The sequence below is a fragment of the Rhodococcus sp. JS3073 genome (assembly GCF_026810085.1).
GTDB classification, from domain to species: domain Bacteria; phylum Actinomycetota; class Actinomycetes; order Mycobacteriales; family Mycobacteriaceae; genus Rhodococcus_F; species Rhodococcus_F wratislaviensis.
On the sequence record NZ_CP113951.1, the window covers coordinates 7,631,929 to 7,654,208 of the forward strand.

Annotated in this window: 22 protein-coding genes and 1 pseudogene; 14 read left to right on the plus strand and 9 right to left on the minus strand. The window is 65.6% G+C overall.

Annotation, left to right across the window (positions count from 1 at the left end; genetic code table 11):
• Positions 1 to 6 precede the first annotated feature (6 nt).
• The 4 genes from OYT95_RS34885 to OYT95_RS34900 all read left to right on the plus strand — a co-directional run bounded on the left by OYT95_RS34885 (position 7) and on the right by OYT95_RS34900 (position 3,617).
• Positions 7 to 942, plus strand: a complete 936-nt coding sequence (locus OYT95_RS34885; RefSeq protein ID WP_268790199.1) for an amino acid ABC transporter permease — start codon at positions 7 to 9, stop codon at positions 940 to 942.
• Entirely contained in the window at positions 939 to 1,703 is a 765-nt protein-coding gene (locus OYT95_RS34890; protein ID WP_328286520.1) for an amino acid ABC transporter ATP-binding protein, read from the plus strand. The genes OYT95_RS34885 and OYT95_RS34890 overlap by 4 nt, the downstream gene beginning before the upstream one ends.
• 59 nt (positions 1,704 to 1,762) lie before the next feature.
• Positions 1,763 to 2,161, plus strand: coding sequence for a RidA family protein (locus OYT95_RS34895; RefSeq protein WP_268790201.1), 399 nt, complete (start codon positions 1,763 to 1,765; stop codon positions 2,159 to 2,161).
• Positions 2,162 to 2,375: 214 nt separating this feature from the next.
• Positions 2,376 to 3,617 (plus strand): reverse transcriptase family protein, encoded by a 1,242-nt coding sequence (locus OYT95_RS34900; RefSeq protein ID WP_268790202.1) that lies wholly within the window; start codon positions 2,376 to 2,378, stop codon positions 3,615 to 3,617.
• A gap of 49 nt (positions 3,618 to 3,666) precedes the next feature.
• Here the strand turns inward: OYT95_RS34900 and pxpA are convergent, their stop codons facing one another.
• Both pxpA and OYT95_RS34910 read right to left on the minus strand, forming a co-directional pair.
• Complete coding sequence (pxpA, locus tag OYT95_RS34905; RefSeq protein WP_268790203.1) at positions 3,667 to 4,398, minus strand: 5-oxoprolinase subunit PxpA; 732 nt, start codon at positions 4,396 to 4,398, stop codon at positions 3,667 to 3,669.
• Positions 4,398 to 5,906: an amidase gene (locus tag OYT95_RS34910; protein ID WP_268790204.1), complete on the minus strand. Its 1,509-nt coding sequence runs from the start codon at positions 5,904 to 5,906 to the stop codon at positions 4,398 to 4,400. The genes pxpA and OYT95_RS34910 overlap by 1 nt, the downstream gene beginning before the upstream one ends.
• A 164-nt stretch (positions 5,907 to 6,070) precedes the next feature.
• Here OYT95_RS34910 and OYT95_RS34915 point away from each other — a divergent pair, with 164 nt between their 5' ends.
• The 5 genes from OYT95_RS34915 to OYT95_RS34935 all read left to right on the plus strand — a co-directional run bounded on the left by OYT95_RS34915 (position 6,071) and on the right by OYT95_RS34935 (position 10,622).
• On the plus strand, positions 6,071 to 6,841 hold the full coding sequence (locus OYT95_RS34915) for a FadR/GntR family transcriptional regulator (protein ID WP_037229614.1): 771 nt from the start codon (positions 6,071 to 6,073) through the stop codon (positions 6,839 to 6,841).
• 328 nt (positions 6,842 to 7,169) lie between these two features.
• A complete protein-coding gene (locus tag OYT95_RS34920; RefSeq protein WP_268790205.1) occupies positions 7,170 to 7,955 on the plus strand; it encodes a helix-turn-helix domain-containing protein in 786 nt (261 codons plus the stop codon).
• The gene (locus OYT95_RS34925) at positions 7,946 to 8,287 is read left to right on the plus strand and encodes an MmcQ/YjbR family DNA-binding protein (RefSeq protein ID WP_268790206.1); all 342 of its coding nucleotides are present in this window, start codon (positions 7,946 to 7,948) and stop codon (positions 8,285 to 8,287) included. The genes OYT95_RS34920 and OYT95_RS34925 overlap by 10 nt, the downstream gene beginning before the upstream one ends.
• Positions 8,288 to 9,053: 766 nt before the next feature.
• Positions 9,054 to 9,794: an alpha/beta hydrolase gene (locus OYT95_RS34930; protein WP_268790207.1), complete on the plus strand. Its 741-nt coding sequence runs from the start codon at positions 9,054 to 9,056 to the stop codon at positions 9,792 to 9,794.
• Between the two features lie 387 nt (positions 9,795 to 10,181).
• Complete coding sequence (locus OYT95_RS34935) at positions 10,182 to 10,622, plus strand: hypothetical protein (RefSeq protein ID WP_268790208.1); 441 nt, start codon at positions 10,182 to 10,184, stop codon at positions 10,620 to 10,622.
• 85 nt (positions 10,623 to 10,707) lie between these two features.
• Here the strand turns inward: OYT95_RS34935 and OYT95_RS34940 are convergent, their stop codons facing one another.
• The gene (locus OYT95_RS34940) at positions 10,708 to 11,352 is read right to left on the minus strand and encodes a dihydrofolate reductase family protein (protein ID WP_268792301.1); all 645 of its coding nucleotides are present in this window, start codon (positions 11,350 to 11,352) and stop codon (positions 10,708 to 10,710) included.
• A gap of 214 nt (positions 11,353 to 11,566) precedes the next feature.
• Here OYT95_RS34940 and OYT95_RS34945 point away from each other — a divergent pair.
• A pseudogene (locus OYT95_RS34945) lies at positions 11,567 to 12,014 on the plus strand (YciI family protein).
• A gap of 42 nt (positions 12,015 to 12,056) precedes the next feature.
• Positions 12,057 to 12,191: a hypothetical protein gene (locus OYT95_RS34950; RefSeq protein WP_268790209.1), complete on the plus strand. Its 135-nt coding sequence runs from the start codon at positions 12,057 to 12,059 to the stop codon at positions 12,189 to 12,191.
• Between the two features lie 82 nt (positions 12,192 to 12,273).
• On the opposite strand, the gene OYT95_RS34955 is transcribed toward OYT95_RS34950, so the two are convergent.
• Together OYT95_RS34955 and OYT95_RS34960 are read right to left on the minus strand one after the other, a co-directional pair.
• The gene (locus tag OYT95_RS34955) at positions 12,274 to 13,563 is read right to left on the minus strand and encodes an IS110 family transposase (protein WP_268790210.1); all 1,290 of its coding nucleotides are present in this window, start codon (positions 13,561 to 13,563) and stop codon (positions 12,274 to 12,276) included.
• A gap of 502 nt (positions 13,564 to 14,065) precedes the next feature.
• A complete protein-coding gene (locus OYT95_RS34960) occupies positions 14,066 to 14,806 on the minus strand; it encodes a class I SAM-dependent methyltransferase (RefSeq protein WP_268790211.1) in 741 nt (246 codons plus the stop codon).
• Between the two features lie 863 nt (positions 14,807 to 15,669).
• Here OYT95_RS34960 and OYT95_RS34965 point away from each other — a divergent pair.
• A complete protein-coding gene (locus OYT95_RS34965) occupies positions 15,670 to 16,173 on the plus strand; it encodes a DinB family protein (RefSeq protein WP_037229635.1) in 504 nt (167 codons plus the stop codon).
• Between the two features lie 219 nt (positions 16,174 to 16,392).
• On the opposite strand, the gene OYT95_RS34970 is transcribed toward OYT95_RS34965, so the two are convergent.
• The 3 genes from OYT95_RS34970 to OYT95_RS34985 form a co-directional block, all read right to left on the minus strand.
• Entirely contained in the window at positions 16,393 to 16,665 is a 273-nt protein-coding gene (locus tag OYT95_RS34970; protein WP_037229638.1) for a hypothetical protein, read from the minus strand.
• A gap of 260 nt (positions 16,666 to 16,925) precedes the next feature.
• Positions 16,926 to 18,011 carry an anti-sigma-D factor RsdA gene (locus tag OYT95_RS34975; protein ID WP_268790212.1) on the minus strand — a complete coding sequence of 362 codons (1,086 nt, stop codon included), beginning with the start codon at positions 18,009 to 18,011 and terminating at the stop codon, positions 16,926 to 16,928.
• Between the two features lie 571 nt (positions 18,012 to 18,582).
• A complete protein-coding gene (locus OYT95_RS34985; protein ID WP_268790213.1) occupies positions 18,583 to 19,785 on the minus strand; it encodes an NAD(P)/FAD-dependent oxidoreductase in 1,203 nt (400 codons plus the stop codon).
• Between the two features lie 82 nt (positions 19,786 to 19,867).
• Here OYT95_RS34985 and OYT95_RS34990 point away from each other — a divergent pair, with 82 nt between their 5' ends.
• Complete coding sequence (locus OYT95_RS34990) at positions 19,868 to 20,506, plus strand: TetR/AcrR family transcriptional regulator (RefSeq protein ID WP_037229647.1); 639 nt, start codon at positions 19,868 to 19,870, stop codon at positions 20,504 to 20,506.
• The gene (locus tag OYT95_RS34995; protein WP_037229650.1) at positions 20,503 to 21,537 is read left to right on the plus strand and encodes an LLM class flavin-dependent oxidoreductase; all 1,035 of its coding nucleotides are present in this window, start codon (positions 20,503 to 20,505) and stop codon (positions 21,535 to 21,537) included. Before OYT95_RS34990 ends, OYT95_RS34995 begins: the two co-directional genes overlap by 4 nt.
• Positions 21,538 to 21,626: 89 nt before the next feature.
• Here the strand turns inward: OYT95_RS34995 and OYT95_RS35000 are convergent, their stop codons facing one another.
• On the minus strand, positions 21,627 to 22,262 hold the full coding sequence (locus OYT95_RS35000) for a cysteine hydrolase family protein (protein WP_037229652.1): 636 nt from the start codon (positions 22,260 to 22,262) through the stop codon (positions 21,627 to 21,629).
• Positions 22,263 to 22,280: the final 18 nt, after the last annotated feature.

Genomic DNA, 22,280 nt, shown 5'->3' on the forward strand with positions numbered 1-22,280 from the left:
CCTACCATGCAACAATTGGCCTCGCGAGACGCCTTCCCTCCTCCGTCCGCGGTATCGGCGTCCCCGGACACGTCCATCCCGGTTGTGCCGCTCAAACATCCTGTCCGACAGACGTTCGGACTGGGACTGCTCATCGTCGCCGTGGCAGTGACGTGGAACGTCGCGACGAATGACCGATTTCATTGGAATGTCGTGTCGTCCTATCTCTTTGCCCCGGAGATACTTCGAGGCGTCGTTCTGACGATCATCTTGACAATCGTCTCGATGACCGCCGGCATTTCGCTCGGAACGCTCCTTGCCGTCATGCGACTGTCGGACAACCCGATCGTCAATTCGATCGCGCGGGGCTACATATGGTTCTTCCGGGGAACCCCGCTCCTCGTTCAGCTGATCTTTTGGTACAACATCGCAGCCCTTTATCCCACCATCTCGATCGGAATCCCGTTCGGGGGACCCGAGTTCATGGTCGGTTCCGTCAACACGCTGATCACGCCACTCGGGGCTGCTCTCCTCGGGCTGTCTCTGAACGAAGCGGCATACATGGCAGAGATCATCCGTGGTGGCATCGGATCGGTGGACAACGGCCAGTACGACGCGGCTCAGGCGCTGGGAATGAACAGGACTCAGCTGATGCGCCGCATCATTCTTCCCCAAGCGATGCGTGTGGTGCTTCCCCCGACGGGGAACCAGGTGATCTCGATGCTGAAAGGGACAACCCTCGTCAGCGTTCTGGCGATCTCCGATCTGCTGTACTCCGCGCAGATCATCTATTCGATGAACTACCAGACGATCCCGCTGCTCATCGTCGCGAGCCTCTGGTATCTCCTGATGACCACCATCCTGAGCTTCTTCCAGGACAAGCTCGAGAAACACTACGCGCGCGGGTTCACCGCGTCGGTAGCCCCCACACGCCGTCGATTTGCATTGGGAAGGGCGAAATGAACACCGTCATGGTGAAAGCACAGGGCGTCCGGAAGCGCTTCGGTACCACCGAGATCCTCAAGGGCATCGACCTCAGTGTCGAGCGCGGATCGGTGACATGCCTCATCGGACCGTCCGGGTCCGGGAAGACAACCTTCCTGCGCTGCATCAATCACCTCGAGAAGGTGGATGCGGGACGCCTGTACGTGGACCAGCAATTGATCGGCTACACGGAACGCAATGGCCGGCTTCACGAAATGAAACCACGGCAGACGGCACGGTCTCGGCTGAATGCCGGCATGGTGTTTCAGCGCTTCAACCTGTTTCCACATATGACGGTTCTCGAGAACATCGTCGAAGCCCCGATTCACGTTCTCGGCAGGTCCCGCGCCGAGGTGACAGCCGAGGCGCACGTGCTCCTCGATCGTGTCGGACTGGGGAACCGAGGTCAGGCATACCCGCGGGAGCTCTCCGGGGGACAGCAACAGCGGATTGCGATTGCCCGGGCACTGGCGATGAAGCCCAAGTTGCTGCTCTTCGACGAACCGACCTCAGCGCTCGACCCGGAACTCGTCGGTGAGGTACTGGACGTGATGAAGTCCCTTGCGGAAGCGGGGATGACCATGGTCGTGGTGACCCACGAGCTGGGGTTTGCCCGCGAGGTCAGCGACCAGATCGTCTTCATGGACCAGGGGGTCGTCGTCGAGGCAGGCCCGCCGTCCGAGGTTCTCGGGAATCCGCGGCAGGAGAGAACCCGCGCGTTCCTCTCGAAGGTCCTCTGAACAGCTCACCCGCCCGCCCGACAATCGAGAACAACGAACACTCAGGACTGAGGAAACACATGAACAGGCAACACGTCAGCACCGAGCACGCACCCCGCCCTGCAGGGCACTACTCCCAGGCGATCATTGCCGGTGGGGTCCTCTACACGGCAGGCCAGACTCCCCACCACCCGAACACCTGGGAACTCGTCGGCACCACCATCGAAGAACAAACGGAACAGGCGATGCGCAACCTCGCGGCCGTACTCGAATCGTGCGGCTCGGACTTCTCACATGTGGTCAAAGCCACCGTCCACCTGCAGAATCCAGCGCGAGACTTCACCGGTTTCAACGAGACCTATCAGAAGTTCGTCTCGCACCCGTACCCGGCGCGCACCACCGTAGGATCGCATCTCGGCGACTTCCTGGTCGAAATCGACGTCGTCGCTCTGTGCCCAGAGAAAACCCAGTCCCGATAGGGCCCCGCACGGCTAAGATCATGTGGCATTCTCACGAGGTGCGACGGTGCGGAGGTGAGAGTGGTGCGGCCGGTGTTCCGGCCGCGACCACGTCAGGGGCAACCCCTGGCTCGACAGTGTTCATCGGAGACACCGTCCGACGCGCGACCGTATGCTCCGCGTGCCGGGGCGCGCCGCAGACGACAGATATCGGTCACCTCGCACCGTCGCACACATGACAGCCGGCCGGGCCTTGCAGCCTGAAATCGCTCGTCGCCTCGCTTCGGCGGCGACCGCCGGGGCCTGGACCAGAGCCGGCCTCGTGCTCCGCTTCGAGGAAACCGGTGTGCCGGATGCCGGCCGGATCGCGACACGGCTCCACGACCTGATGCCCACCCCGCCGATCGACGGCGTCGACAGCGTCTATCGATTGCTGTCCGAGCTCCCGCAGATCGAGCAACCGGAGACGGTCGTCGAGGTGTCCGGCAGTGACTGGAAGTTCGACGTCCCGCGGTGGTCGCGCACGGCGGCGGTCGCCGAGGCGGTCGGTCTCACCCCCGCCGAACTCGACTGGTTCGCAGATCCCGGCGGATGGCTGCGCACGAAAGCCACTCCGCTGCAGCACTACCGTTATCGGATCCGTTCGGACAACCGCCTGCTCGAGGCGCCCAAGGAACGCCTTCGAGAGGTGCAGCGCCGGATTCTGCGCTCTGTGCTCGACCGCGTCCCTCCCCACGTCGCGGCGCACGGATTCGTCCGAGGCCGCAGCGTCCACACCTTCGCCGCTCCCCATGCAGGACACGAGGTCGTGGTGCGCATGGACCTCCGCGCCTTCTTTCCTTCGGTTTCCCGGACTCGGGTGAGGGCGGTCTTCGATGCCCTCGGCTACCCGACCCGGGTGTCACGAGTGCTGGCTGGGCTCTGCACCACGTCCACCCCGCCCGGTATTCTCGCGCAGCTTCCCTTCGATGCGGCGAGTCGGCTCCGGGGTGCGCACCTTCCGCAGGGGGCACCGACCTCGCCGGCGCTCGCCAATCTCGTCGCACACCGGCTCGACCGGAGACTGACCGGACTCGCGAGAACACATCGCGCTGGTTACACGAGGTATGCCGACGACCTCGCGTTCTCCGGCACGGAACTGGCGGCGGACCGGCTGATCCACGCCGTCGGCCGCATCGTTGCGGACGAAGGCTTCTCGGTACACCCCGGCAAGACCCGGATCATGCGGGCACACCGATGCCAGCACCTGGCGGGGCTGGTGGTCAATACCCGTCCGCAGGCGGCGCGAGCCGACTACGACGACCTGCGAGCGCTGCTCTTCAATTGCGCTCGCTACGGACCCGATTCGCAGAATCGTGACGGCAGATCACATTTCCGTGAATACGTCTACGGACGTATCGCCTGGGTCGGGGAATCCAACGTGAGCAGGAAACGGTCGCTGCACACACTGGCCGACCGGGTCGACTGGGCGGGGTGAGGCTCGCATGAAACCGTGCCGCCCGCACGGTGCGTTCCGAGGGGAGCGCTCAGGTATTGCCTGCGTGCTGGTCGACCATCGTGCGGAGTCGCGCCGCGACGTCCGGTGCGTTGTGCAGGTCGGAGTGGATACAGAGTGATTCGACGGTGACGTCGATCTCGGTGCCGTGGATCGATATCGTCTTGCCGTCGACGAGTGCCCGGCGTGCTTTGGCTTCGATGTGGACGAGATCATGGGGGGCGGCGGTCCGGTTGACGATGATGGTGCCGTCGTCGTTGTAGTCGAGATCGACGTAGAACTCGGCGACGAATTCCACACCGCGGCGGTCGGCCACGCGCTGATGGGCGGTGTGGGGGAGGCCGAGGATCGGGACACCGTACTGTTCGGCGACATCACAGGCGGATTCCATCAACTCTTCGCTGCGCGAGAGCATCCCGTAGAGGGCGCCGTGCGGTTTGATGTGATGTAACGGTGCGCCTACGGCGTCGAGAAATGCAGTCAGGGCGCCCACTTGGTAGCGGATCAGATCCCGGATCTCGTCCGCGGTCAGCATCATTTCTCGACGCCCGAAACCCACCGGGTCGGGTAGCCCCGGGTGAGCGCCGACAGTGACATTCGCGTCGAGGGCGGCGGTGACCGTGTGCGCCATGGTGCTCGGGTCTCCGGAGTGCATGCCGCAGGCGACGTTGATGGTGTCGACGTAGTCGAGCAGGGCGGTGTCGTTGCCGAAGGTGTGAATGCCGAAGGCTTCGCCCATGTCCGAGTTGAGGGTGATGGACATCAGGCGTCCGTTCCCGTGGGAACATCCAGGGAGGGTGCCCTGCGCGCACCGACGGCGAGTTCGACGCCGCGGGCGACCTGGAGCAGTGTCGTTTCTTCGAAGCGGGTGGACATGATCTCCAGACCGACCGGGAGTCCGTCTGCCGTGAATCCGGCAGGGACGGAGACTGCGGGAAAGTGCAGTTGGGAAGCGATGACGGTGTTCGTCGGATAGGTCAGGCAGGTCCAGCGGCCGCCGAGCACGTCGTCGTGCGTGGGCGCCGGGAGTTTCACGTCGGGAAAGACGATGGCGTCGAGGGCGCGTTCGACGAACAGCGCTGTGGCGATTCGCGCGAACTCTTCGCGTGCGAGGACGCGGTCGAGATAGTCGGGATCGGATTTGGGGTCCGCGGGGCCGTCGGTGATGCCTTCGAACAGGTCGAGATGCGGGTCGTACGTGCCGTTTCGGCGAACCTCGTCGACACCGGCGATTCCGATATCGGGGTTTTCGGCGAAGAAACGGTTCATGTCGTTGCGGGAGCGGGTGAAGTAGAGCGAGGTGAACGAGACGTAGTGGTCGAGCTTCGGGATCTCGACGTCGACCAGTTCAGCACCGGCGGCGTCCAACTCCGCGAGTGCGTTGTCGATGACCTCGTTGACGGCTGATCCGGCCGAATCGTTCGAGTCGCCGAATGCGCTGCGCAGGACGCCGATCCGCTTGCCTGCCACAGTCGCGCCCTTGATGTTCTCGGCGAAGGAACCGGAGTGGCGGTGATGGCGAGCCACCGTGGTGAAATCGTCGGTGGGGTCGTAGCCGACCAGGACGTCGAGGAGTTTGGCGGCGTCGGTCACGGTTCGGGTCATCGGGCCGGCAGTGTCTTGCGGTACCACCAGGGGCGACATGCCGTTGCGGCTGATCATGCCGGGTGTGACGCGGAAGCCGACGAGGTTGCAGAACGAGGCGGGGAGACGGATCGAGCCGCCGGTGTCCTCTCCGATACCGACGAGGGCGAGATTTGCCGCGATGGCTGCTCCGGAACCGCTGCTGGATCCGCCCGGATCCCGGGTCAGGTCGTAGGGGTTCTTGGTGACCCCGGAGACGGAGGAGGTCGAGAACCATGAAGTGGCGAAGTCGGGCATCGTCGTCTTGCCGAGGATGATCGCGCCGGCGGCCTTGAGCTTCTTGATCGCGGTTGCGTCCTCGGTTGGCACGTAGTTCGCGGCGTTCTTGTTGCCGAAGGTAGTGCGCATCCCTGCGGTCGCGGCCTGATCCTTCACCAGGACGGGCACTCCGTGGAGGGGCCCTGCCAGCTCCCCGGTCAGAGCGAAGGAGCGGTCGAGCACGTCGGCGTCGTCGAGGGCGGTGTCGGACACGGTGATGACCGAGTTCAGTCGAGGCCCGTCCTGGTCGAGAGCCGCGATGCGGTCGAGGTATGCCTGGACGACGTCGCGCGTCGTTGCGGTGCCGTTGCGATAGGCCTGCTGAACGCTGTCGATGGTGGCTTCTTGGATATCCCAGTCGAGGCTCATCTGTGGTCACTTCCGTGGTGCCCGGCGCGCGGGCCGGGGCGGCGGTTGGGTTGTTTGTCGAGGTGTGTGGGCGGGATTTCGCCCAACGTTCAATGTTGGACATTGAACGTTGGGCGTTACTGTAATGCAGAGCACAACATCAGGCAACGGAGAGGTGTCCCGCAATGGATCGAGCGTTCAGGCCGAAGGCGCTGACCCGTAAGGACGCCTCGGGGCAGATCGCGAGGCAGCTCAGATCGGCGATCGCCGACGGCGTCTGGGTCCCGGGGGAGCGGCTGCCCACCGAACTCGATCTCGCGGACACGTTCGACGTGTCGCGCAACACCGCCCGCGAGGCCCTCAAACTGCTGACCGCGACCGGACTGCTCACCTCGGTCCGCGGCGGCGTCGGAGGCGGCACCTATGTGGCCGTCCCGGACTCGGACGACATCGCCGAGTTGCTCGGCGATGCCATCCGCCTCTGGTTCCGCGCCGGCGACGTCACCGTGCACGACGTGGACGAAGCGCGCCGGGTGCTGGAGGAATTCAGTGTCGCGATGGCGGCGCAGCGCCACACCGAAGGAGACCTCGAGGCCATTTGGAGGCCGGTGCTGGCGTCGCGAGATTTCGAGATGGACATCGAAGAGTGGCTCGGCCTGGACCTGGAATTTCACACCGCGATCACCCGGGCGGCGCACAACCCGATCCTGGAGTTGGCGATGACCTCGGTGCACCTGATCCGCCCGGTGACCAACCGTGTCTTCGTCGATCGATTGGATCGACGCCTGGTGATGGAACAGCACGAGGGCATGTATCAGGCGATCGCCACCGGCGACCCGGTAAAGGCCCGTGAGGCGTTCGCGACTCACATCGGCTACCTCGATTCGGTGCGCAGCGAGGTGCTGCGCGACCTGAACACCGACGACGTCAGAATCTCCGACATCCCGGGTGTGTAAGGGGCAACCGCTTTCTCGGCAGCGTGTCTGACGGCCCGCTCGGTCAGCCGCGACCGATGTACGGAATCCCGGTGGCCATGAACGTCATCATCGGCACGGTGGCGTCCAACGAGTTCTGTACTCGACCGCGTCCCTCCTCACGTCGCCGCGCGTTCCAATTCACTTCATGCCAGCCGGGGACGTGGCGTTGCCGAGCCAAGAGACTTTGGTCGTTCTCTCACGCTTCAGGACGGGTGTTGGCGTGCTGGCTACAGCCGAAGCCCGACAGTGAGCAACTCCCTGGAAGGAATGGCATCGATCCCCCGGGGTGAGCGAGGATTGATTGGTGATGACGCGGTTCCCCAGTGAGTTCCGGCGCTGGCGCACGGCCCGCCGGATGAGCCAGCTCGATCTCGCGCTTCGGGCGGGCACCACCCAGCGGCACGTGAGCTTCATCGAACAGGGCCGCTCCCGCCCGGGGCGGGGCATGGTGTTGCGCCTGGCGGAGTCGATGGAGCTCACGCTACGGGAGCGCAACGAGTTGCTCCTCGCTGCCGGCTTCGCCCCGGCATTCCCGGAGTCACCGCTCGACGACGAGGCGCTGCGCCCGGTTCGTCAGGCGCTGGAAACGATTCTCGACGGTCATCTCCCGTACCCGGCGATGGTCATGCGGCCGCACGGCATCCTCGTCACCGCCAACCGGGCGTTCGAGGTGTTTTACGAAGGCGTCGACCCCGCGTTGCTCGCACCACCGGTCAACGTGTTCCGCCTGGCCCTGCACCCCGAGGGGAACGCGCCCCGGGTGCGCAACCTGCCGGAGTGGGGCAGGCACATCACCGAGCACCTGCGGGCTCAGCTGGCGCAGAGCCCCGACCCGGCGTTGGAGGCGCTGCTCACCGAACTCGAGTCCTACCTTCCGCCGCTGCCCGAGGAGGCCGACGTGCTCGGCTTCGCGGTGCCGCTGGAGCTGGGCTCGGCCGATGGCGACCTCCGGCTGATCACGACGCTCACGTCGTTCGCGACCGCCGCCGACGTGACGCTCGCCGAGCTGCACCTCGAGGCGTTCCTGCCCGCTGACCACGGCACCGCCGAGGTGCTGCGCCGCCGATGGGGTGAGGATCGACGATGGGGGTGACGATCGACGATGCCCGGGCGATCGTCGGCACGTTGCCTCGTTCCTACGAGGCGCTCGTACGCGACGAGGTGAGGTTCCGGGTGGGACGCATGGTCTACGCGGCGTTCTACCAGGACGACACGATCATGGGCTTCGGCTTCCCCAGGGAAGAGCGGGAGGCGCTGGTGGCCTCGGAGCCCGATAAATTCCTGATGCCCCGCGCCTCCGACATGCGGTTCCGGTGGGTCTGCGTACGGCTCGATGCCCTCGACGTCGAGGAGCTGCGAGAGCTACTCGTCGACGCGTGGCGCATGTGCGTGCCGAAGAAGGTGGCCGCCGCCTACGAGGGTTGACTGATGCCCATGCTCCGAATGACATGGCCGACGTCGGGTCGTGCCGAATGGGAGAGCGCAGTTCTCCCAGCGACGGCGGCGAAAGGTTTCTTCGGCACGCTGATGCGTCAGCAGGGTCGGGTGCCGAGGGTGCCGGTCACCGACAGGCTAGCTAGTTACGTTGTGGTGCAGATGGATCGATGCCCGCGGGAAGAGTGTCTCACCGGCCGATCTCGAGGACTTCCTGCGCGCCCACCCCTCGTCAGCCAGTGCATGGTGGTCGGCGATGCACGCCCATACATCGGCCCCCTGATCACCCTCGATCCCGATCCCTACCCGGCTGGAAGGACCGACACGGCGTCCCGCCCGCCACGCCACTGCCGGAGTTACTCCGCAATCGCGACCTGATCGCCCAAATCGATACCGCGGTCGCCGAAACCAACGAGAAGGTCTCCAGGGCAGAGCAAATCAAAGAATACCGAATCCTCGACGCCGAGTGGACGCAGAAAAGCCATCGATCAAGCGCGAGGTCGTCCTCGAGCAACACACGACGGACATCGAGTCCATCTACTCCCGATAGCGGGGGTGGTCGGCGGGCCCGAAGCGTCCGCAAAAACCTGTTGGCGGACCACGGCGACCACTGCTACTTTTCTGGAGGCCGTGCGAGAGAACGAGGAGGTGGTACCCGTGAACGCAGTATCGACATGGGTGCTCCCCTTCGGGGTCACGGTCGGGCGATGGGTCGCCCGGGAGCGCCGTTGACGAAGCACTCCCGAAAGGCACGACAATGCAATTCACTTCCGAACAACGCCTCGACGACGGTGTCCTCGAGCGCGAATTCACTCTCGGCGAGATCCCCGGCATCCTGTGGACGCCTGGATCCGCATCTGCACCACCCGCACCGGCGCCGCTGATCCTGGTCGGCCACCCCGGCGGACTGCACAAGATGTACCCCCGACTGGTGGCCCGGGCCCGGGGCGCCGCGGCGGAGGGCTTCGCCGCGGCCACCATCGAGCTCCCCGGGAGCGGCGACCGGCCCCGTTCCGCCGCCGCCGAACAGGCCCGCGCCGACCTGCACCGGGCGCTGGAGGCCGGCGAGTCGGTCGACGACGGGATCATCGACCGGCTCGTCCTCCCGCTGGTCGAAACGGCGGTCCCGGAATGGCGGGCCGTCTTGGACGCCCTCCTTTCGCTGCCCGAGATCGGCGGCCCGGTCGGGTACTCGGGAGGGGTGATCGCTGTCGGCATCCGGCTGGCGGCGGTCGAGCCGCGCGTCTCGGCCGCCCTGCTGTTCGCCGGGAGTTTCGTGCCCCGCACCATGTTCGAGGAGGCCCGGCAGGTCACCATTCCGCTGCAGGTCCTGCTGCAGTGGGACGATGAAGGAAACGACCGGCAACTGGCCCTGGACCTGTTCGACGCCTTCGGCTCCAAGGAGAAGACGCTGCATGCCAATATGGGCGGGCACACCGGCGTTCCGCAGTTCGAGGGGGACGCCGGGAACCGGTTCTTCGCCCGGCACCTGAAGTGATGCCGGCCCGTCAGGCCGGCAGCAGACGATAGGAGCTGCCGGCCAGCTCTCGCTGGTGAGTGCGTGCGCGGCACGTTTTAGTCAGCAGTCGCGCGCGGCGTACGACAAAGCCATCGGGCCGGCGGGCAACACCGCCGAGACCGCCTACCTGACCCGCCGCCGCGACCAACTGCGGTAGCGCTCACGGATCCGCTTCCGGGAACCGCTCGGACGGTTCAAGGTTCCGACGACTCGTGTCGGTCTTCGTTCGACGAGTGGATTCGTTTCCCCGGATAAGCTCGTAAAGAGTTGCGAGCCCGATTGCCAACGACGATGACGATGACGAAGGATTCATTGGTGAGGTGCGGCAAGCCAGGATGGGGATCGGGGTCGGCGAGTCTCGTGGTAGTGGCGGCCCTTGCGATGACCGCGTGCGGCGACGGGCTGGGCACTCATCCGATTGACGAGGATGCTGCCCGTGATGCATTGAAGAGCCGTGGAGTGGAGATCCCGTCCACGTTCAGATTCGGTCAGATGTACGAATCGCAGGTCTTTTCGGGTGCGAACTCATACCTGGGTCGCTACGACGGGCCCCAGACCGTCTTCGTGAATTCGGCCCAACTGTCCGCCGCCAACTCGACGTTTCCACCCCTGCAACCAATCCAGTGCACCGATCCGGCAGTCGCCGGGCTCGAGTGGGAAATCCTAGGATTCTCTTGTACCAAGGAGATGCAACTACTCGCTAGTGAGAACCCCGTGAACAGCGAGTTCCCCACCGACAAAGTCACACTGCTTCTGACCAGCGACGGCACCCGCGCCCACCTTTTCGTCAGCGCAGAAGGGCACTGACCACACGGGATCGGTGACATAATGCCGTACTCGAGTGAATTCCCGTCATCAACCTCACCGATCCCGACTGGCCAAAGAACCGGATTCAGTCGTGCCGGTTTTTGTTCCAGAGCTGATGGATAAGCCCGCTGGGGGAAGCGACGGTCTCGACTGTGAAGCGGTCTTCGATGCCGTCCAAGCCCTCCCACAGGGATATGCCGCGCCCGAGGGTGATGGGCACGATCACCAGGTGCATCAAGTCGATCAAGTCGGCTTGCAGAAACTGCCGCACAGTCGAGGGACCTCCGCCGATCCGGATGTCGTGACCGTTCGCAGCTTCCTCGGCCATGCGCAGCACCTCACGGGGTGGCGCGTCCACGAAGTGGAAGCTGGTTCCGTTGGGAAAGTCGATGCTGGGGTGTGGGTGGTGGCTCATGACGAACACTGGTGTCTGAAATGGCGGTTCGTCGCCCCACCAGCCTCGCCACCCGTCGTCGGGCCAATCGCCGGTCTGGGGGCCGAACTTGCGACGGCCCATGATCTCTGCGCCGATGCCTTGGCTCCACAGGCTGGTCAGGGCGCGGTCCAGGGTGACGGGGGCGTCTACCCGGTCGACCCCGTGGATGACGCGTCCGTCGAACCGATCGAATAGCCGTTCGGCACCGCCGATCGGGGCGTCGAACGTCACGAACTCGCCGGCGGCGTAGCCGTCGAGGGAGATGTTCATGTTGTGGATCCGGGTGCGGGGCATGGGCGACTCCTTCAATGATCGAATGATCCAGATATACCTAAACAGACCGGCGGAGACGGCCGAACTCATCGCGGAACATTGAAAATAGTGTTCCGTTGGGCGATCGTCTATCGGTCGTTCCGCCGTGGGCGGCGCCGGCGATCCTGGACACCGAGACGGAGACGCTGAATGCCCTTCTGACGGCGATAGGGGCGGGATGATGGCGAGGTAGCGGATCGCCCGCCAACATCCGGGTGTATCCGAGACACGTCGCGAGGGTGATCGGGGTCAACACCGGCATTACCGTGGCGCGCCGGCATCGGTCAACGACCTGCCGATGGCGCAGAGGGCGCCGGAGGAGATCTCGGCCCATATGCAGTACATGAATGACTTCGCCGCTCGGCTCGATGGCACCGGCGAGTTCGTCGACAGTCAGGCACTTTCCGCGGAGGGCATGTTCGTCCGGTACGACGGCGAGGGGCGGCCGCCGGTGACCGATGGCCCGTTCGCGGAGACCAAGGACGTGATCGCCGGTTGGATGGTGATCGACGGCGACACCTACGAGCGGGCACTCGAGCTGGCCGGCGAGTTGTCCGCAGCTCCGGGTGCGGGTGCCACGCCGATCCACGAGTGGCTCGCAGTTGCGCCCGTTCCTGGGTGAATGTGCGACCGTGACGGAGTGACGGACGGTGGGTGAGGCCCTGCTGCGGACACTTTCCCCTATCGTGACCCCGATCGAGGCCGTGCGCGGGGTGCTGCGGATGATGGATCGGGTGGACGAGGTGACAAATGCGGGGTCGGCGAGGGGTTGGCGGATTTCGCTAGGGGTGTGCGCGGGTCTGCTGCTGGGGTTCTTCTGACCCGAAAATAGGATGGTGAGTGGGCAGGCCGAAGGCACCGGGCGGAGCCGGGTTATGGTGTTCTGCCGCAAGAAGTTTGGGGTCAGGCGACGGTGTCGGTGATGACGGCTTTGCCGTCGCGGATGGCGATGTGCTGGCCGGTGAGTGTCTGGAGTTGGGTGGCGAGGTCGCGGGCGCGGCGGTGTTTGTTGATCCGGGATTCGTAGTATCCGGGCCCGAGGTCGCAGAATTTGGCGTCTGGGTCGGAGAGCAGGTGGTAGATGACGGTGAGTATCGAGTTGCCGGTGGCGACGATCGCCTTCTGCTTGCCGCGGCGGCCCGCGAGGCGCCGATAGCGGGTGCCGAGGAAGGTGTCGGCGCGGGAGTTGGCGAACGCGATGCGCCCAAGGGTTCCGGCCAGCCAGGGGTTGCCCTTGCCGCGGCCCTTGCTCGTGGACTTGCCGGCCGACTGGTGGGTCTGCGGGCAGAACTTCGCCCACGACACCAGATGTGCGGCGGACGGGAATCGGGTCATGTCGACCCCGGTCTCGGCGATCAACTCGGCGGCGGCAACGGTGTTCACGCCGACGATGTCAGCGAGGCGGGTTGCCTGTCGGGAGAAAGGGCTGATCGCGTCCTCGATCAGCGCGTCGAGTGCGGCGATCTGGTCGCCGATCCGGTCACTGTTGTCGAGCATCATCGTCAGAATCGTCGCGTGGTGGTCGGTGAAGAATCCGCGCAGCGCCTCTTCGAGCTGGTCGGTCTTCTTCCGCGCACCGCTCTTGGCCAGTCGGGCCAGTGTCCGCGGATCGCGCTCTCCGGCGATGAGGGCGTGCATCATCGACCGTCCGGATGCGCCGTGCAGGTCCGAGAGCACCGACGAGATCTTGATCTGGGCATCCTCGAGCAGCTTCTCGACCCGTTGCTGCTCGCGGGTGCGGTCCTGCACCAGGGCACGGCGGTAGCGGGTGAGGTCACGTAGCCGGCGGATCTCGGGCGGCTGCACCAGCGATGGCCGGCACATGCCACGTTCGGCCACCTTCGCCAGCCATACCGCGTCGGCCCGGTCGGTCTTCGCCCTGCCCGGCACGTTCTTCACCTCGCGGGCGTTGACCAGCCAGCAATCGAAGCCCTCGGCTTCGAGAAGGTAGTACACGCCCTTCCAGTAGGTGCTGGTGGATTCCATCACCACCCGCTGCACGTGCCAGTGCCGCAACCAGGCCACCATCGCCAGCAGCTGTGCGGTGGTCGTGCCGTAACCGCGCAGCTCCTGCATTCGCCTACCGAGCCGCTGCGGGTGCGGCACCCGCACACACGCCTCAAGAACGGCTTTGCCGAGATCCAGCGCCGCGACCCGCTCCACGAGCAATTCGACATCGTCGACCTCATCCATGACGAAACTCCTTCCCACCGAACCGATTGCATGAACACGGTCGCCCGCGGGAGCCGAACAGGGAAAGGTAAGAGTCGGACCCTCGTGCTCGTGGCAACAATGCGCAGCCCCACGATCGGCTCCCCGGATCAAACTGTTATTCGGGCTCACCGGCGCCAAGAAAAGATCGACCTCGGCGAGCGACCGCACCCGATTTTCCCGCATGCGCGGGCGTCCCCGGAAGGGACCACACAACTGTTATCCGGGTTGTTCGGTGTCGAGGGGGTCGGTGATGAGGTGGGCGGGGCCTGGGGTGGCTTGTGGGCGAGTTCGTGTTGAAGGTCCTGCGCATCTCGCTGACGCTGAGTGGCGCGAGGTCGGAAACGATCGAGGTGCCGTGCCGGTGGTAGTGGGGTCAGGTACTTACCTAGCTGCCGACATCATCGTTCGCCAGGGGTGGGCGTCTCGCCCAGTCCGGTGATGACGGCCTCTGGTCTCCGGGTCGGTTGACATGATGCTTGACCTACCGCGCCTCTCGGTGGTCCCAGTAGCGGGTGCGATCGTGTGAGTGGGCGCAGAGAGAACCACCGGCTGTCCCGTTTCCGATGGCAGGGCTACGGTGAGGCAGCCTGTGCGCCCGCAGAACCACGTCGTGGGTGTGGTGTGCACCCGCGCCGCCACTGATCGAACGCTCCCGCACCTCGTTCACGTCGATGTGCCAGCTGTCACCGAGTAGCGCCGCCACATCACCGGGGGAGACCCAGTCGTCGGGATCGAAGCCGTGCTCGCGCGCCGTATCCGCATTGCGGATGTCGTGGTGCACAACGAGCAAGATGCCGCCCGGTGCGACGACGGAGACCAGCGTGCGTTCGGCGGCACGGTCGGCGCTACTGCGCAGGGCGGGGTATTGAGCTGAGACCAGGTCGAAACCGCCCGCGGGCAAATCGGCATCGAGCAGTCCGCTCAGCACCCAGGTGATGTCCACGTCTTCCCCGTCGGCGTGGGCCCCGGCCCGGTCGAGGGCGATTCGAGAAACGTCCAGCGCGGTCACGGCCCATCCCTGGCGGGCGAGCCAGAGCGCGTCGGCGCCTTCGCCGCAACCGACGTCCAGGGCGCGTCCCGGCCGTGCGCCGGTCATCTCCTCGACAAGTGCGCCGTTGGCTTCTCCGCTCCACACGCGATCCCGCTCGCTGTAGCGCGCATCCCACTCGTCCGCCTCGTTTGATGTCGTCGTGACTTCGCTGTCTTCGCCCGCTTCTTCCATATCAACACAGTGCAGTAACACCGACGGTTTCGGCGAGAGTTCTTGCCGTATCGGCAAGCATGCCGCTGCTCGGAGCAGGGCGATGGGCCGATTTGCGCTTCTGGATTGCGTTCTACTGCGATCCTGACGTGGACAATGTCATGCGGGTTGGTGCCTGCTCGATGTCGAGATAGTCATCGACAAGAAAGTGCCATTCATTCCGGCGGGGGTTGCTGTGGGATCACGGCGGTCTGCGTACCGATCAGGGTGTGTCATTGTCAATCTGAGAGCCATCGATGGGTCGAATTGTATTGCCCATCAAGATTTCTCAACTGGATGGGTCTATCGGGTGGTGGTTTCCGGTGGAGGTGCGGATTGGCAAGTTCGTGTGGTGCGGGCTTGGTCGGTGGCGGTGCGGCGCCGGCCGATCGCGGCGGTGAATGCTGATTCGGGGGTTTTTCACCCGGTGACCGGTGTCCCTTCTGCTTCCACCGGCACGGACCCGCTCATTGCGGCCGTCTCATGGCGAGCGTTTCGGAGGGTCGGTGTGTGCTCGCTCGAATGGGCCTCGTCCGCACACGGGCCGTCGCGGGATCTCTCGTGTCCAGCGGACTGATGTTGTCCGGCTACCGCCCAGCGTGCGATAAGCTGTGTTGAGCAGCAGGTCCTCTGACGGCCTGGGTGCGGTGTCGACGTGGGCCCTTCTTGCGGCACTCCCGAGCGCACAGTCCCTGACGGCAAGCGCATCACATGCTCTTACCCTTTCTCGGCGCCGGGCGCTTCGCTTCTCTCCCGAAATGGATTGCCGTCTTGCGTAACCCAGCCCGACCGATACATTGCGTGCAATCCTTGACCAACCACATGACAGGATGGTGTGAAATCGCATGTACACCAACATAATTGCTTCCGGCGCGGAGCGGTCGATCATCGAGGACACACTCGACCGGAACCGTGAGGCACTGATCGAGACGGTACGAGGCCTCTCTGATATCGACGCTCGCCGACGACTCGTCGCATCGCTGACGACACCGATCTCGTTGATCAAGCATGCCGCCGCCGCTGAACGGATCTGGTTCCAACGGTTCTGGGCGGGGCTCGACGAATCCGAATGCGATGGTTATTCGCGCCGCGACGAGGGTACGTTCGCCGTCGCCGACGACGAGTCGCTGGCAGATGTCATCGCTGAGTTCGAGCGAGCAAGCCAACGATCACGTGAGATCGCGTCCCGCTTCGATCTCGATGATCACAAGGACAGTCCCCGCGAGGGAAACGTCAGCATGCGATGGACACTGCTTCTGATGATCCAGGAGTTCGCCAGGCATGCAGGTCACGGCGACATCCTTCGCGAACAGATCGACAATCCTATACTGCGACAGCCGAACTCGTGACCAGTCTCGGTACCTGACGCATGTCACTCGCAGAAGTGCGCGCTACCGAAATAGTCGCGTGCGAGGAGCTACCGTCGCCGATTGCAGCAGCAGCCACGACTGGTGCGGCACGGCTCGTGCGCCGACGGCCGTGTACGGCGGGTGCACCGCACCACCAGCAGCCACGAGCTGGCCTGGGACGGGTCCGGTACTGCCCGGGGACACGGCCGCAGGCCGCGGTCATTCGCGCGTTTTCAACCGTGAGGTGTGTCGCTTCGCTACATCGAGGTCGGCGTCAGCGATTCCGAGCGTGTCCTGAGCGGCGCGGAGAGCGTCGACGGCGCTCTCCAACGCCTCCGGTGCCGTGGTCGGGTCGCCGAGTGCGTCCACGTCGAGCGCGTTCGCATCGAGGTCTGCGAAGGTGCGCTCGAGGTCAAGGAGGGTTCGACGTAGGACGTGCAGCGCATCCCGGACCTTGGTTACCTGCTCGTCGAGGTCAGCGGGCGTGCTCACACGATCACATCCCAGGGCGCCACGGCGGCGGTGGTGAGGTGCGGCCGCACGTCGGCCAGACGGCGGACCTGCTGCTGTACGCCGGCTATCGGTTGGTCGAGGTCGGTCATGCGATCACTCCATCTGTTGTGAATGACTCAGCCGTGTTGTGCAGGGCGGCCCGCTCGATAGCACTTCGGTAAGGAACGCGGTCGGGGTGACAGCTCTGCCCGGGGACGATGACACGTCCCGGGGCCTTCGCCGATACGGCCGCCGAGTTCTCAGCTGGTCGGGACTGGCGGCGGCAGCGGTGCCGAAGAAGGCTCCGGCGGCGGCTGCTGGGTCGGTGGTTGCGGGGTCGGGTTGTCCGGCGGCGTAGCCGGGGGTGGTTGCGGGGTCGGGTTGTCCGGCGGCGTAGGCGGGGGTGGTTGTGTGGTCGGGTTGTCGGACGGGACAGGCAGGGGCGGCTGCGGAGGCGGGACCATCGTGATGGGGGGTTCAGGGCTGGTGGACGGCAACGTCTCGGGCGGAAGCGTGAGCGTCGTCGTGGGTAGCGGCGGCAGTGAAGTGGGCGGCAGTCCCGGAATCTGCAGATCCGTCGGCAGGGTTCCCGGCAACTGCTCGACTCCCGGCGCCGTCGTGGAGCCGGGTGTGGCCGGCAACTCGGTGGTCCGGGTCGGCGTGTCGGTGGTGGTGGTACCGGGCGTGGTCGTCGCAGGCGGCGTGGTGGGAGCGATCTTCTCGACCTCCGCGGCGAGCTTCGCACGCCACGCGTCGAGTTCGGTGCGCATGTCGGAGTCACGTACCCCGCCGGCACGGTCGGCGGCGCTCTCGAGCAGGTTCTTCGCCGCCTCCGCGTCGCCCGCGGCGATCAGCCGCTCGGCCTCCTGCAGCTGCGACGTGGTGTCGATCTGCGCGACGGTCGAATCGGCCTGCTGGCTGAACACGACGGACTTGACGCTCCACAGCGGATCGCCGGGTGCGGCGTTGTACGAGAAGATGGTGGCGCCACCCATGACGACTGCGATCGCGGCGGCAGCGCCTGCGATCGGTCGCAACAAGCGGAGCTTGCCGCGGGCGGCGCTGCGTGAGGAACGGGCGTCCGAGGCGTCGATCGCCGCGATCACGTCGTCGAGCAGCGGCCCGGTCGGCATCGGCGTCGCCACGATGTCGGCGCGCCAATTGGTCAGCAGAAGCGCGAGCTGGTCCTGTTCCGGCGAATCCGTTGCGACGGGACCGCCGGCGGCGATCGCGTCGATCAAAGCGTCGTCGCGGCGCACTGCCGCGACGTCCACCGGTGCGTCGTCTCCTGGGAGATCGGCATCGGGATTGCCGTTGCGCTTGATGCCCCTAGCCAAACTTCTCACCTGCCCTCGTCACTCGCGATGGCTCGTGTCGAGCCACGCGGACAACTCCCGTGGCACTACCCCATCTCCCGGTGCTTCTCCGGCGGCGTGCTCAGCAGTCCGTTCATTTGCATGCTCGCTTCCGAGTCCAGCGCCCGCAGTTCGGGTCCGTCATCGTTGACTATGACATCTAGTACGTCGGTGACGGGCTCCGACTTGTTACCGCATGTCAGAGACGAGCGACAAGAAATCGGGGCCCTCCATGTCGGTTGTGGGTTCCTCGGTGTCGTCCGCACACCGTCGGTTGCCGCACGACCACCCGTCCTCTTTGGGCCGACCCCGGCGCACTCGGGCGGTCCTGAGGCCCTGGGCCGGGGTCGACGTTTTGCAAGGGTCGTCTTCGGGTGGACGATCCTCCTGGTTGGATTATTCCACCGGTGGCCGGTATTCGGCGAGGCTCAGCAGTTGTCGGGTTCACGATCTCGGTGGCGAGGATCTCCTGGCGGAGGGCTTCGAGTTGCCGGATGTGGTTGCGTATCTTCATGTCCGGGTTTGACGTGCCGGCCGTCGACCACGTGAGAAGGAATGCGCGCTACGCGTTGGCTTGTGCGAGTACCGACGCGATGCGCGGCGCAGAGTAGACGTCTCGAATGGGCACCGACCCGCCGAGGACGCCGAAGATCCGTTCGACTACCTCCGGTTGGGTCGCAGCCGCTCTGTAGAACGCCGTGAGTCCGTTCGAGAGCGGCGCGAGGCGGGCCGTGTTGAGCGCAAGTTCGAAGCCGTTGGCGGTGAGCTGGTCGCGCTGACGTGGGTAGTCGCCGAGTGCGTCGTCGACGGGACGGCCGGCGCGCGCGCTGTGGATGGCCTCCGCGAGCAGGTCGGCGCTGAGGAATGCATCGGCGATGCCCATCCCCGTGGAGGGGTCTTTGTGGTGGCCGGCATCGCCGAGCAGCGCCCATCCCGGTCCGACCGATGTTCGGTACTGGTTGGGTAGGTCGGCGGTACCGACGAAACGTTGTTCGCGGTGGCCGGAGGCGACCGTGTCACGCAGACCTGGCACCAGATCGAGGGCGGCATGAAAGCTTCGGTCGAGGTCTGTGCGAACGCGTGCAAATTCCCGGCGGGGCCAACCGACGTAGATGCAGGTGAGTCCGTCGTTGGTGGGCCAGACCAGGATCAGCTGGCCGGTTCGGGCGTGGAACGACGCGCGTACATCGCCGAGGCCACTCCAATAGGAGTAGTACACGCACGTCAGCGGCGGATGGTGGTTGTAGACACGAGCAGCGACTCGTCGCGCGACGGTCGAGTGCAGACCATCGGCCCCGACGACCAGCGGTGCCCGCAGCGACAACGAGCCGCCGGCTCCTCGGCGACGGCCGCGCACGCCCGATGCCCGACCATCCGCCCACACCACGTCGTCGACGACGACGCCGTCGATGAGTTCGGCGCCCGCCTCGACGGCCGCCTCGACCAGCACCGTGTCGAGGACGGTCCGCCGCGGGCAGTACACGGCCGTCTGCCCCTCGACACCAGGTCCGATACCCGACATTTGCACGGGGCCGACGTCGAAGGTGATCTGCTCGATCGGTGCGCAGCCGCGGGCGTGCAACCGATCGAGCAACCCCCAATCCCGCAGTCGGAACGCAGCACGTTGCCACAGGAAATGGGTGGACATGGTGTCGCTGGGAAACGACGCTCGATCGACCAACGCGACACGGTGCCCGCCGCGTGCCAGAAGCATCGCCAACGACGCGCCTGCGCACCGGGCACCCACCACGATCACGTCGTACATCGGGCCTTCTCCTTCGGGCCGGTCTGAATGGCCGCCTGAAACAAAGATAGCACGATCGTTCGTACTGTACTAGGATGAGTTCATGGCACAGAAGCGGAACACGACCCCAGGGGCCAAGACGCGGGAGACCGTGCTGCACGCCGCCGCCGACGTCGCATCGATCGATGGTCTGGACGGACTCACCATCGGGCATCTCGCGAGCCTGACCGGGATGAGCAAGAGTGGGCTGTTCGCCCACTTCGGGTCGAAGCAAGACCTCCAACTGGCCACCATCGAGGTCGCGCGCCAGCGTTACGTGCGCGAGGTGGTCACACCGGCGCTCGGGTCGGGTCCGGGCATGCAACGCCTCACCGCACTCTGTGAGTCGTTCCTGTCGTATGTCGAACGGGGAGTCTTCCCGGGGGGATGCTTCTTCGCCGCCGCGATGGCCGAGTTCGACGGCAAGACGCCCGGCCCGGTGCGTGACGCCGTTGCCGAGTGCCAGCGCCAGTGGATGGGGACCCTCGCGCAGGCGGCACGCGAGGCACAGCAATCCGGTGAGTTGTGCACCGACACCGATCCGGACCAGCTCGCGTTCGAGCTGGAAGGCACACTGCTGGCGGCCAACTCGTATTTCCATCTCTTCGCCGACACGCGTTATCTCGACCGCGCCCGCCTCGCGGTGCGTGCACGCCTGGCGAGTGGAGAATCGACACCAGAACGGACGGCAACCCGCGCATGAGCACCCACACAACCGACGACGTCGCCGCCGGCGTCAGCGCTACCCGGCGCGGCCTCGGCATCTGCGTGACCCCACTGGAAACGCGCCGTGACGTGATACTGCACGTCGCCCGCCGCGCCGAAGATCTCGGCTATGACGGGTTCTTCCTCGCCGAAGGGTGGAGCCAGGATGCCGCCGTCCTGCTCACCGAAATCGCCACCAGGACGGAGCGGATCACCATCGGTACCGGTGTGCTCAGCGTCTGGGGCCGCACAGCCGGAACCCTCGCGATGCTCGCCGCCAGCCTCGACCAGGTCTCACGCGGCCGTTTCGTCCTCGGCTTGGGGGCAAGCAGTCCACAGCTCGTCGAAGGACTGCACGACCAATCGTTCACCGCGCCGGTGGCGAAGCTGCGCGCGGTTACCGCACAGGTCCGTCGACTGCTCGATGGCGAGCGGGTCCTCCCGACGGCGACCCACGACCACCGGCCCCTGCGGCTGGGTGTCGCCGCGCGCACCGGCCTGCCGATCTACCTCGCCGGACTCGGCAACAAATCCATCCAGCTCGCCGGCGAACTGGCGGACGGCTGGACGCCCTTCTTGGTCCCGCGGTCGTGGCTGCCCCGCGGAATCGACCTGCTCCAGCAGGCGGGCGCCCGATCCGGACGCACCACACGCCCCTTGGTGTGTCCGGCAGTTCCCACCGCCGTCGCGGCCGATCAGGCAACGGCCCGCGAGATCGCGTCCTGGTGGATCGCGTTCTACCTCACCAGCATGGGCTCGCTCTACCGCCGCTCGCTGAGCGAACGGGGATACCACCACCCGGTCGAGGCCGTGCTCGCCGGCAACCCGACCCACGACACCACCGACGTGCCGGCCGCAGCCCATGTTCTGCTCGACGAGCTCACCGTCTGGGGCACACCCGACACGGCTCACGACCACCTCCAGCACTGGTACACCTCGGGCGCCGAGATGCCGATCCTCACCCTCCCGCCCCACCGCACCGTCGCCGAACTCGACTACATGCTCGACACCATGCGCCCACACCCCTGACGTTCCGCGGGACCGGGAACGACGTAGTTCCAGGCTCGCCCCGCAGATCGGTCAGGGCTGGATTTTCCGGCCGGCGCTGCTTCGGCTGTTCACAATCCTGGGAGTGTGGTCCAGAACGTCTCGAGTTTCTCGGCGGTGATCACGGTGCCGAAGTTCTGTGCGACGACGGACACCGAAGCGTCGTGGGCTGTTCGGCTGTAGGTGGCAGCGCAGTCTTCGACGAGCGAGACCCAGTATTCGTGAAACAGTGCGCTACGCAGACTCGACTCGACACACACCTCGGTGGCGACGCCGGTGAAGAGCAGGGAGTCGATGCCGAGGGAACGCAGGGTGAGATCGAGGTTGGTGCCGACGAATGCGCTGAACCGGTTCTTCGTGATCACCACGTCGCCGTCCTGCGGAGCGACGGCGTAATAGTCTGCCCCGGATGTTCCCGTGCGGCAGGTAATTCCGGTGCGTGCCGCGTCCGGTCCCTCGCCGACGCGGCCGAGCCACTGGGGTGTATCGGTGGTTTCGTCGTGCAGGGTACGGACGAAGATCACCCGGACCCCGGCCGTGCGCGCGGACGAGACGAGGTGGTCCAGTCGCGGAGCCATCGCCACCGGGGCGGTCACGTCGAAGCCCTTCCGTGCCAGCGACCCGTCGGGGGAGCAGAAATCGTTCTGCATGTCGATGACGATCAGTGCGCACCGGGCGGGGTCGTAGCGGAACGGGACCGAGCTCATTCGTAGTGTCCTTCCATG